Below are 11,582 nucleotides of genomic sequence, written 5' to 3'. Positions count from 1 at the left end.
ATGTCGAGGTGGTCCAGCAAACGGGTGCAGGAGAAGCGCGATGCGCGAGACGGTTTCCGGCGGGTGCCAGTGCGGGCGGGTGCGCTACAGCGTCGCCATCCACGACGACGATGCCTATCTGTGCCACTGCCGCATGTGCCAGCGCGCGACCGGCGGCGTCTCGATTGCGTTCAAGAACGTCCGGAAGGCGGAAGTGGTGTGGGAGCAGGAGCCCGATCGCTATGCCTCTTCCCCGATCGCCAGCCGCGGCTTCTGCCGGGAATGCGGCACGCCGCTGACGTTCGAGTTCCCGGACAGCGAGAACCTGGACCTGACCGTCGGCAGCTTCGATTCTCCGGGCCGCTTCCAGCCGCGTCATCATTTCGGGGTGGAGAGCTGGCACCCGCAATGGCTCGACACGCGCGGCCTCCCCGAATATCGCGCCGACGAGAACCCGAACACGCGCGACAGGTGGATGAAAATCGTTGGCAGACTTCCCGACTGAGACGCACCGCTTCCAGAGCTTCGACGGCACCGAGATCGCCTGGCATGAGGGCGGCGAGGGCCGTCCGCTGCTGCTGATCCACGGCTATTTCAGCGACGCCTATACCAACTGGATCCGCTACGGACACGCCGCCAAGATCGCGGCCAAGGGTTATCGGGTCATCATGCCGGACCTGCGTGCGCATGGACACAGCGCCCGTCCGCACGACGCTGCCGCCTATCCGGCGGACGCGCTCGCGCAGGACGGCGAGGCGCTGGTCCGGCACCTTGGCCTCAGCGACTATGATCTCGCCGGCTATTCGCTTGGCGGGCGCACCGCGGTGCGGATGGTCGCGCGTGGTGCTGCACCGGCCAAGCTGGTGGTCGCGGGCATGGGACTTGAGGGGCTGACCGGCACCAGCGGCCGGGCCGATCACTTCCGCAATATCCTCACCAATCTCGGCAAGCACGAACGCGGGACCCCCGAGTGGCTGGCCGAGGCTTTCCTGAAGACCACCAAGGGCGACCCGATCGCGCTGCTCGGCATCCTCGACACCTTCGTGGATACGTCTCGCGAGGAAATCGCCGCGATCCGGCAGCCGACGCTGGTGGTCGCGGGCGAGGAGGACAGCGACAACGGCAGCCATGCCGCGCTCGCGGACTTGCTGCCGAACGCCACGCTGCGCGAAGTCCCGGGCGGGCACATGAGCGCGGTGACCAAGCCGGAGCTGGGCGAGGCGATCGCGGACTTCCTGGGCGCTTGACCGCGGGCGGGGCGGGCGCGCAGGTTGCGCGCATTCGTTCCGTACCCGGGGGTTCCATGTTCCGTACCGCTGCCTCGACGCTTGCCGTCGCCCTCTCGCTTGCCGCTGCCGCACCGCCGTTCGCGCAAGCCGCACCCGCTGCACCGGCCGCCAGCACTGCCGCTCCGACAGCCGCCGATGCCGACGCGCTGGTCGCGCGCGCCGAGAAGGAGTTTGCCGACTATTCGCTCGATGCCTCGCGCATCGCCTGGGTGAACGCGACCTACATCACCGACGACACCGATGCGCTGGCCGCGAAGTCCGGCGCGATCGGCACCGAGATGGGCGTGCGCTACGCACTCGAGGCGGCGAAGTTCGACGGCGTGAAGGGCCTGTCCTACGACACCCGCCGCAAGCTCGACATCCTGAAGAACGGCCTCACGCTGCCCGCCCCGACCCGGCCGGGTGCCGCCCAGCAGCTGTCCGACATCAGCACCCGCATGGCATCCTCCTACGGCAAGGGCCGGGGCACCAAGGGTGGCCAGCCGATCAACGGATCGGACATCGAGGCGGCGATGGGCAGCAGCCGCGACCCCAATGAGCTCAAGGAGATGTGGGTCAGCTGGCACGACAATGTCGGCGCGCCGATGCGCAAGGACTATGCCCAGATGGTGGGCATCGCCAATGAGGGCGCCAAGGAGCTCGGCTTCTCCGACGTCGGCGCGATGTGGCGTTCGGGCTACGACATGCCGCCCGAGCAGTTCGCGCAGATGGCCGACAAGCTGTGGAAGGAGGTCGAGCCGCTCTACCTGTCGCTCCACACCTATGTCCGCTGGAAGCTCAACGAGAAGTACGGCGACGCCGTCCAGGCGAAGACCGGGCCGATCCGCGCCGACCTGCTCGGCAACATGTGGGCGCAGGAATGGGGCAACATCTATGACGTGGTCGCCCCCGCGGGCACGGGGGACCTCGGCTACGACATCGGCGACCTGCTGAAGGCCAAGAACTACGACCCGGTGAAGATGGTGAAGGCGGGCGAGGGCTTCTACTCCTCGCTCGGCTTCGCGCCCTTGCCAGAGACCTTCTGGCAGCGTTCGCAGATCGTGAAGCCGGCGGACCGCGAGGTGATCTGCCACGCCTCCGCCTGGGACATCGACAGCAAGGACGACATTCGCATCAAGATGTGCACCAAGGTGAATTCGGACGACTTCGTCACGATCCACCACGAGCTTGGGCACAACTACTACCAGCGCGCCTACAACCGGCAGCCGTTCCTCTACATGAACGGCGCCAACGACGGCTTCCACGAGGCGATCGGCGACTTCGTCGCGCTGTCGATCACGCCGGACTATCTGGTGAACATCAACCTGCTCGATCGCGCGCAGGTGCCGGGCGCCGAGAAGGACATCGGCCTGCTGCTCCGCCAGGCCATGGACAAGGTCGCGTTCCTGCCGTTCGGCCTGCTGATGGACAAGTGGCGCTGGGGTGTCTTCTCCGGCCAGATCCCGACCGGCGGCTACCAGAAGGGCTGGGACGCGCTGCGCCTCCAGTACCAGGGCATCGTACCGCCGGTGGCGCGCGACGAGAGCCGCTTCGATCCGGGCGGCAAGTACCACATCCCCGGCAACACCCCGTACGCGCGCTACTTCCTGGCGCGCATCCTCCAGTTCCAGTTCTACAAGGCGGCGTGCGACCAGGCCGGCTGGAAGGGCCCGCTGCACCGCTGCTCCTTCTTCGGCAACAAGGAGGTCGGCGCACGGCTGAACAAGATGCTGGAGATGGGCGCGTCCAAGCCCTGGCCGGAGGCGCTGCAGGCGTTCACCGGCACCCGCGAGATGAGCGGCAAGGCGATGGTCGACTATTTCGCGCCGCTCAAGACGTGGCTCGACCAGCAGAACAAGGGCAAGCCCAAGGGGTGGTGAGCTGAGGGGGGCGGCGACGCTGCCGCCCCCGTTCTTCGTCGCTGACATGCGCTACTGTGAATGCGCGCGGTGACTGGCGAAAGCCCCTCGCTAGAGCGGGATGGCCGCAAATGACCCCGTTTGTGCTGAGTAGGGGCTGAGCTTGTCGCAGCCCCGTATCGAAGCACCTGGGACGGTCCTTCGATACGCCACTTCGACTTCGCTCAGTGGCTACTCAGGACGAACGGGGTTGCGAAACGTCGTTGCCCCTTACCGGAACGGCGGTTCGTTGAACGCGCGCAGCTTGCGGCTGTGGAGGCGGTTGCCTTCGCGCCGCAGTTCCTCGCAAGTCTCGATGCCGATCCGCATGTGCTCGTTGATCGCGCGTTCGTAGAAGCGGTTGGCCTGGCCGGGCAGCTTCAGCTCACCGTGGAGCGGCTTGTCGGAGACGCACAGCAGCGTGCCGTAGGGGACGCGGAAGCGATAGCCCTGCGCCGCGATGGTCGCCGACTCCATGTCGATGCCGACCGCGCGGCTGAGCGAGAAACGCAGCGCCGAGCGGGAGAATTGCAGCTCCCAGTTGCGGTCGTCGGTGGTGACGATGGTGCCGGTGCGTAGCCGCCGCTTGAGCTCGTCGCCCGACTGGCCGGACACCGTCTCCGCGGCGCGGGCGAGCGCCTGCTGCACTTCGGCGATCGCCGGAACCGGGATTTCGGGCGGCAGCACGTCGTCGAGGATGTGGTCGTCGCGCAGATAGGCGTGGGCCAGCACATAGTCGCCGATCCGCTGGCTGGGGCGCAGGCCGCCGCAATGGCCGATCATCAGCCATGCCTCCGGCCGCATCACGGCCAGGTGATCGCAGATCGTCTTTGCGTTGGACGGGCCAACGCCAATGTTGACCAGCGTGATGCCGCTGCGATCCGGCGCCATCAGGTGATAGGCGGGCATCTGGTGCCGCCGCCAGGCGCTGTCCGTCACCAGCTTGTCGACGTCGTCGCCCGCGGACATCATCAGCCCGCCGGCGCCGGACACCCCGGTGTAGCGGCTGCCTTCACCGAGCTGAGAGCAGGCCCAGCGGACGAATTCGTCGACATAGCGGTGGTAGTTGGTGAACAGCACGTAGCGCTGGATGTGCTCGGGCGGGGTGCCGGTATAGTGGCGTAGCCGCGCGAGCGAGAAGTCGGTGCGCAGCGCGTCGAATAGCGCGAGCGGGCGGTTCCCGTCCTCGTGGATCCAGAGGCCGTCGGCGATCTCGTCGCCGATATGCGCGAGTTCGGTCGCCGGGAAGTGCCGCGCGAGTTCGGCGGCGGTCACCTGGTCGAGGCTCAGCGCGTGGCCGGCGTCGAGCACATAGGCGAAGGGGATTTCCTGCCGGCTTTGCGCGACGCTCACCTCGACGTCGTGGCTCTCCATGATCAGCGACAGCTGTTCCTGGAGATAGTCGGAGAACATCGCCGGCTTGGTCACCGTGATGCGGTACTCGCCGGGCACGTTCAGGCGGGCGAACGAGCGCATCGGCGTCGGCAGGTCGCCGCCGCCGCGATAGCTCAGCCGAAGCTCGGGATAGGCGAAGGTGCCGTCCAGCCGGGAGGAGCTCGGCGGCGGCGTACGATCGCGAAGATAGGTGTCGAGGGCGCTCCGCAGCCGATCCACGGAGGCATTGTAGAGTCGATCCAGGCGATCGACGATGTCTGAAGCTTGCGTCATCCTCTGCCGCTAAAGCGTTCGGCGCCAGCGCGCAAGCCCAGGCGCAAGGACGGAGGCAAAGACCGCCGGTGCCCTGGCAGGCACCGGCGGCGCGCGGGACGCGGCTTCGCCGCCCGCGGGCTTATTTGCTGTTGGACTTGCTGGCGGTGCTGCCGCTCTTGCTGGAAGCCGACTTCCCGCCCGAGGTGCTGCCGGTGCCGCTCGCCGACTTGGTCTTTGCGCCGGTCTTCTTCTTGTCGATCAGCTTGGACGCACCGAACGCTGCGCCGGCAATGGCTGCGGCCGCACCTGCGACGATCGCAGCGGTGGTGCCGGGCTTCTTCTTGACCGCGGCCGTGGTGCTCTTGGCAGCGCCGCTGATCGCTTCCTTGCTGCGACCGGCGGCATCAGCGATCGCTTCCTTGCTCTTGTCGAGCTGCACGTGCGCCTTGTCGGCGAAGCTGGTCTTCTCGGCCTCGGTGGTGCCGTTCGTGTTGGTCGACGTGGTTGCGTTCATCGGGGTGCCTCCCATCGGTCAATGTGGTCGCGTAACGAGAAACCAACTCGTGGCCCTTGCGGCGGTTCCGGTGGGGAGGTGCGGGAACGGCTGCTCCGCCGTTCCCGTGCCACGCGTCAGCGAAGCAGTGCCGGCCTCACAGCGTCTCCAGCAAATGCTCGGCCGAGCTTACCCGGAACTCGCCGGGTTGCTCGACGTGAAGCGCCTCGACCACGCCGTCGTTGATCACCATGGCATAGCGCTGCGCGCGCGTGCCCATGCCGAACTTCGACCCGTCGAGTTCCAGCCCGACGGCGCGAGCGAAGGCGCCGTTGCCATCGGCGAGCATCGTCACCTTGTCGCCCACTCCGTTGGCGTCGCCCCAGGCCTTCATCACGAAGGCGTCGTTGACGGCGGTGCAGGCGATCTCGTCGATGCCTTTGGCGCGGATCTCGGCCGCCTTCTCGACGAATCCCGGCAGGTGGCGCGCGGAGCAGGTGGGGGTGAAGGCGCCGGGCACCGAGAACAGGGCGACGCGACGGCCCTGGAAGAAGCTGGCGGTGTCGACCTGCTCGGGGCCGTCGGCCGTTACCTTGGCAAAAGTGGCGTCGGGCAGGCGGTCGCCCACTTGGATGGTCATGAAATTCTCCCTGTTGCGCGCCCGGCCGGATGCGCGCGCGTAGCTAGGGTGCGTCGGAGGGGCTTTTCAAGCAGTGGCGGAACGGCGGACCCGGCGCTATGTTTCCAACCTATGGATAAAGCAGCGTTTCTGGTCGGTCAGTTCCTGTTGGCGATGCCCGGCATCGGCGACCCGCGGTTCGAACATGCGGTGATCGCGATCTGCGCCCATGATGAAAAGGGCGCGATGGGGGTTGGCGTCGGCGAAACCGTGGACGGGCTGGGCCTGCACGACCTGCTGCGCCAGTTCGAGCTGCGGACGGACCTGGTGGCGGACCTGCCGGTCCATGTCGGCGGCCCCGTGGAGCCCCGCCGCGGCTTCGTGCTCCACAGCAAGGATTGGGGCGGGCAGGACACGATCGACGTCGCGGGGCGCTGGTCGCTCTCCGGCACGATCGACGTGCTGCGCGCGATCGCGGAAGGAACGGGGCCGGAGCGGTTCCTGGTGGCGCTGGGCTTCGCCGGCTGGGAATCGGGGCAGCTCGAAGGCGAGCTGTCGCGCCACGGCTGGTTCAACACGCCTTCGGAAACCGACCTCCTGTACGATGTGCCGGCGGGGGAGCGGTGGGAGCGTTGCTTCGTTGCCGCCGGCATCGATCCGCGCCTGCTGGTGTCGGCGACCGGTACCGCTTGAGCGCCCGGTTCGGCACCGCTTCGGACGCGACATATAAAGAACTCTTTATATAGCTGATTGCGCCCGCGCGGGGGCTCGGCTACTGGCGCGGCATGCCGCGCGCCATGTTGGGCGCGCACCGGTTCGACAGGAGATACTTCGTGGCCACCGTGCTCGACACCCAGGATTATGTCATCAAGGACATCAGCCTCGCCGGCTTCGGCCGCAAGGAAATCGAGATCGCCGAGACCGAGATGCCCGGCCTCATGTCGCTGGTCGAGGAATTCGGCGCGTCGCAGCCGCTGAAGGGCGCGCGCATCACCGGCTCGCTGCACATGACGATCCAGACGGCCGTGCTGATCGAGACGCTGGCGAAGCTCGGCGCCGAGCTGCGCTGGGCGTCGTGCAACATCTTCTCGACCCAGGACCATGCCGCCGCCGCGATCGCCGCGTCGGGCATTCCGGTGTTCGCGGTGAAGGGCGAGACTCTGGAAGAATATTGGGATTACGTGACCCGCATCTTCGACTGGGGTCAGGACACCACCTGCAACATGATCCTGGACGACGGCGGCGACGCGACCATGTTCGCGCTGTGGGGCGCGCGCGTCGAGGCGGGCGAGACGCTGTTCACGCCGAGCAACGAAGAGGAAGAGATCTTCGTCGCCACGCTGCAGCGCTTCCTGAAGGAGCGTCCGGGCTACCTCACCAAGACCGTCCAGAACATCAAGGGCGTGTCGGAAGAGACCACCACCGGCGTCCACCGCCTCTATGAGCTCGCCAAGCAGGGCAAGCTCCCGTTCCCGGCGATCAACGTCAACGACTCGGTGACCAAGTCGAAGTTCGACAACCTCTATGGCTGCAAGGAGTCGCTGGTCGACGCGATCCGTCGCGCCACCGACGTCATGCTCGCCGGCAAGGTCGCATGCGTCGCCGGCTTCGGCGACGTGGGCAAGGGCTCGGCCGCGTCGCTGCGCAACGGCGGCGCGCGCGTGCTGGTGACCGAAGTCGACCCGATCTGCGCGCTGCAGGCGGCGATGGAAGGCTATGAGGTCGTGACGATGGAGGACGCGGCCACCCGCGCTGACATCTTCGTGACCGCGACCGGCAACGCCGACGTCATCACGCTCGACCACATGCGCGCGATGAAGAACATGGCGATCGTGTGCAACATCGGCCACTTCGACAGCGAGATCCAGATCGCGGGCCTCAACAACCTGAAGTGGACCGAGATCAAGCCGCAGGTCGACGAGGTCGAGTTCGCCGACGGCAAGAAGATCATCGTCCTCGCCAAGGGCCGCCTGGTGAACCTGGGCTGCGCGACCGGCCACCCGTCGTTCGTGATGTCCTCGTCCTTCACCAACCAGGTGCTGGCGCAGATCGAGCTTTGGACCAAGTCGGACGAATACAAGAACGAAGTGTACGTCCTGCCCAAGCACCTCGACGAAAAGGTTGCGGCGCTGCACCTGGAGAAGCTGGGCGTGAAGCTGTCCAAGCTTAGCCAGAAGCAGGCCGACTACATCGGCGTGCCGGTCGAAGGCCCGTTCAAGCCGGACCACTACCGCTACTAAGCAACGCCGCCGCACTGCGGAAGGCATGAAAGGGCGGGGTGCCGACAGGCGCCTCGCCCTTTCTCATGCAATTTCAACAAGGTTGCGCCTGTCGGGCTGTTGCCGATCGGCAACAAGTGCCGCCAACTATCACGTAAGCCGATTAAAAGGCTTGAAAAACAGAGCCACAACTTGTGTCCGCCAGAAAGCATATTGTTTATTGGGGGATCCACATGCGCCAGTCTCATTCCAGCTTTCGTGCCACCGTCGCGTACGGTGCTATGCTGATGGGGTTGTTCATGGCGCCTGGTGCCGCCGCGCAGAATGCCGCCCCTGGCGGTCAGACGGACAATCTCCCGATACCCAGCGTTCCGGAAGCGCAGGCAGAGACGCGCGGTGCGGACGGCGCGGACAACGCCCCGGGTGACATCGTCGTAACGGGCAGCCGCATCCGTCGTCCTGATTTCGAATCGCCGAGTCCCGTGGTCACCATTGGTGCGGCGACGCTGCAGCAGTCCGGCACGACCAACCTCACCGACTTCCTGACGGGACTTCCTGCGCTCCAGGGCTCCTCTACCTCGGCAGACAACTCGGGGTCGGGCGCCGGCATCGGGTATACGGGGCTGAACCTGCTCAACCTGCGCAACCTCGGCACGCAGCGCACGCTAGTGCTGATCGATGGTCGTCGGCAGGTGGCGACTGTTCCCGGTACGCAGGCGATCGACATCAACACCATCCCTAACGACCTGGTCGAGCGCATCGACATCCTAACCGGTGGTGAGTCGGCGATCTACGGTGCTGATGCGGTCACGGGCGTCGTCAACTTTGTCCTGAAGAAGAACTTCGAAGGCATCACGGCGCGGGCGCAGGCCGGCATTTCCGAGTACGGCGATGCCGGCAAGCGTCTATTCAGTGTGACGGCCGGCAAGAACTTTGCCGACGGTCGCGGCAACATCGCAGTGGCGTACGAATATGGAGAAGAAAGCCGCCTGGAGTCGCGGGACCGCAAGAACCTCCGCGGCGCAGCTCTGACCGGATTCTATCGAAACCCGGCAGATCCCGAGTTCCAGTCCGGCTACACCGGCGGGGCGAGCAACGGCATTCCGGACCGCGTCCCCACGACCGACATCCGGTACAATGATACTGCGCGTGAGGGCGCCATTGACGTCGACTTCGACGGCGTGCCGGACCTGCTGGTCAATGGTCGGGGCCAACTGGTGCCGTTCGACGTCGGTACCGTCGTGCAGCCTGGCTATTCGACCGGTGGCAGTGGCACGCGTGTCGCTGATTACCAGAACGACTTGCTGCCCGACATCAAGCGTCACGTGGTGAACGCCATCGCGCGGTTCGAAGTGTCGCCGGCGCTCGAGCTGTTCCTCGAGGGCAAATACGCCAACAACAAGGCGTTCTCGCTGGGTCAGCCCTCCTTCGACTACTATCTGCTTCAGGAAGGCGACAACGCGTTCCTGCCAGGGGCCCTTGCTGGCGGCGACGGCGTGCTCGTCACCCGCGACAACTTTGATATTGGCCAGCGCGGCGAGAGCATCACGCGTGAGACGATCCGCACGGTCGTCGGCGCGCGCGGGGACCTGAGTTCCCACGCCAACTATGAAGTGTCGTACACCTTCGGCCAGAGCAAGATCACGTCTGATTACGTGAACGACGTGTTTGACGATCGTTTCCTGGCGGCGATCGACGCCGTGCGCGGACCGGATGGACAGATCACCTGCCGGGTCAACCTGGATCCGAGCTGGCTGCCCAACCAGCCGTACACGGACCGCTACACTGGCGCGCCGGCGACGTTTGCACCCGGCGAGTGCGTGCCGCTGAACCTGTTCGGTGACGGTGCGCCCAGCCAGGCTGCCTTGGACTTCGTGCGGGCGAACACGCGCGATCGCTCGCGACTGCGCCAGCATGTTGTCACCGCCAGCCTGGCGGGTGACTTCGGCAAGTACTTCGAGCTCCCGGGTGGCCCGATCGGCTTCGCGCTGGGTGGCGAGTACCGCAAGGAAGAGAGCCGCTTCGTGCCGGACGAACTGGCGGCGCAGGGGCTGACCTTCACCAATGCCCTTGGGCGTGAAGAAGGCGAGTTCGACGTCAAGGAAGCCTTTGCGGAGCTGAACGTGCCGCTGCTGCGCGACCGCCCGTTCTTCCACCGCCTGGAACTCGGCGCCGCCATCCGCTTTTCGGACTACTCCACGATCGGTTCGACGACGACCTGGAAGGCCAACGCCAGCTGGGCGCCGGTGCGGGACATCACCTTCAACGGGACATACTCCAAGGCGGTCCGTGCGCCGAACATCGGCGAACTGTTTGGCGGTCTGTCGCAGACCTTCGACTTCATCACGGACCCTTGTGACCGGGCCGAGATCCAGAACGGCACCCAGTATCGGGCGGCGAACTGCCAGGCTTTGTTGAGCGGCTTGGGCGTTACGGACCCTGCGAACTATGTGGATGCGCGTTCCAGCAACATCCCAGGGTTCTCAGGCGGCAATCCCGATCTGGATGCCGAAAAGTCGCGGGCGTGGACTGCGGGCTTTGTCGTACAGCCGCGCTTCATTCCCGGCCTGTCGTTCCGTGCCGACTGGTACGACATCAAGCTCAAGGGTGCGATCAACACCGTAACGGCCACGGAGCTAGCCCAGTTGTGCGTCGACCAGCCGACGACCGACAACCAGTTCTGCGATCTCATCACCCGAACCAACGTGGACACGGGCACGGCGGATCGCGGCAACATCACTTCGTTCACGGTGTTGCCGCAGAACGTGGCACGGTTCCAGACTGCCGGTCTCGACATCAACGCCAACTATCAATTCGACACGGGATCCTTCGGCCGGTTCAATCTGCGGGTAGTTGCCAATTATCTGGACAAGCTGGAGTTCTTCGGAACTCCGGGTGCCGACGCAACCAATAGCTGCGGCGAGACCTTAGCGCCAAAGTACACGTTCAATGGTGATCTCACCTGGTCGATGGGGCCGGTGACGCTCAACTATGGTCTGACCTGGTTCGACAAGACCCTGCGCTTCACCAACCTGGTGACCCAGAGCAACCCCGATGTGGTGGCTCCCGAGTATCTGTACCTGAAGGAACTGTGGCAGCACGATATCTACGCCAGCGTCGACGTAGGGGACTCGTTCCAGTTCTATGGTGGTGTGAACAACGTGTTCGGCCAGAAGCCTGAGCTCGCGACGAGCAGCTACCCGGTTTCGTCCGTCGGACGGTATATCTTTGCCGGTGCCCGCGTGAAGTTCGGCGATCGGTAACGGCGATCCGTACAGGATGACGTGCAGGAGTGGGGCGGTGCCGATGGCGCCGCCCCCTCTTTCTTGTGGTGAGTGTCCGTGGGCCGGGCGACAAAGCGACGCGCCCGTGCTGCGGTGCGAATGGCGCTGGGCGACGAGATCGCCTAAACCGCCGGCGATGAGGGCATTCGCACGGCCGCGGGGACGAACGCGG

Annotated in this window: 9 protein-coding genes; 6 read left to right on the top strand and 3 right to left on the bottom strand. The window is 65.7% G+C overall.

Annotated features, from left to right (window positions below; all coding sequences use genetic code 11):
• The first annotated feature begins 40 nt into the window (after positions 1-40).
• Genes MHZ35_RS03915 through MHZ35_RS03905 form a run of 3 tightly spaced genes read left to right on the top strand, consistent with a single transcriptional unit; the run spans position 41 to position 3,127 of the window.
• The gene (locus tag MHZ35_RS03915) at positions 41-484 is read left to right on the top strand and encodes a GFA family protein (protein ID WP_239434472.1); all 444 of its coding nucleotides are present in this window, start codon (positions 41-43) and stop codon (positions 482-484) included.
• Positions 465-1,226 (top strand): alpha/beta fold hydrolase, encoded by a 762-nt coding sequence (locus tag MHZ35_RS03910; RefSeq protein ID WP_239434471.1) that lies wholly within the window; start codon positions 465-467, stop codon positions 1,224-1,226. Before MHZ35_RS03915 ends, MHZ35_RS03910 begins: the two co-directional genes overlap by 20 nt.
• A 56-nt stretch (positions 1,227-1,282) precedes the next feature.
• Positions 1,283-3,127 carry a M2 family metallopeptidase gene (locus MHZ35_RS03905; protein WP_239434470.1) on the top strand — a complete coding sequence of 615 codons (1,845 nt, stop codon included), beginning with the start codon at positions 1,283-1,285 and terminating at the stop codon, positions 3,125-3,127.
• Between the two features lie 249 nt (positions 3,128-3,376).
• Here MHZ35_RS03905 and MHZ35_RS03900 read toward each other — a convergent pair whose 3' ends face one another.
• The 3 genes from MHZ35_RS03900 to MHZ35_RS03890 form a co-directional block, all read right to left on the bottom strand.
• Positions 3,377-4,813, bottom strand: a complete 1,437-nt coding sequence (locus MHZ35_RS03900; protein WP_125959749.1) for an AMP nucleosidase — start codon at positions 4,811-4,813, stop codon at positions 3,377-3,379.
• 121 nt (positions 4,814-4,934) lie between these two features.
• The gene (locus MHZ35_RS03895) at positions 4,935-5,309 is read right to left on the bottom strand and encodes a hypothetical protein (RefSeq protein WP_239434469.1); all 375 of its coding nucleotides are present in this window, start codon (positions 5,307-5,309) and stop codon (positions 4,935-4,937) included.
• 136 nt (positions 5,310-5,445) lie between these two features.
• Entirely contained in the window at positions 5,446-5,928 is a 483-nt protein-coding gene (locus MHZ35_RS03890; RefSeq protein WP_132882129.1) for a peroxiredoxin, read from the bottom strand.
• 111 nt (positions 5,929-6,039) lie between these two features.
• On the opposite strand from MHZ35_RS03890, the gene MHZ35_RS03885 reads away from it, so the two are divergent.
• The 3 genes from MHZ35_RS03885 to MHZ35_RS03875 all read left to right on the top strand — a co-directional run bounded on the left by MHZ35_RS03885 (position 6,040) and on the right by MHZ35_RS03875 (position 11,389).
• Positions 6,040-6,600 carry a YqgE/AlgH family protein gene (locus MHZ35_RS03885; protein ID WP_239434468.1) on the top strand — a complete coding sequence of 187 codons (561 nt, stop codon included), beginning with the start codon at positions 6,040-6,042 and terminating at the stop codon, positions 6,598-6,600.
• A gap of 104 nt (positions 6,601-6,704) precedes the next feature.
• Positions 6,705-8,147, top strand: a complete 1,443-nt coding sequence (gene ahcY / locus MHZ35_RS03880) for an adenosylhomocysteinase (RefSeq protein WP_239434581.1) — start codon at positions 6,705-6,707, stop codon at positions 8,145-8,147.
• 212 nt (positions 8,148-8,359) lie between these two features.
• Entirely contained in the window at positions 8,360-11,389 is a 3,030-nt protein-coding gene (locus MHZ35_RS03875; RefSeq protein WP_239434467.1) for a TonB-dependent receptor plug domain-containing protein, read from the top strand.
• Positions 11,390-11,582 lie beyond the last annotated feature (193 nt).

Origin of the sequence: Sphingomonas sp. ACRSK (genome assembly GCF_022346685.1) — a bacterium.
Classification (GTDB): Bacteria; Pseudomonadota; Alphaproteobacteria; order Sphingomonadales; family Sphingomonadaceae; genus Sphingomonas; species Sphingomonas molluscorum.
The sequence above is the reverse complement of the archived record's forward strand: the minus strand, read 5'-3'. Positions and strand labels throughout refer to the sequence as shown.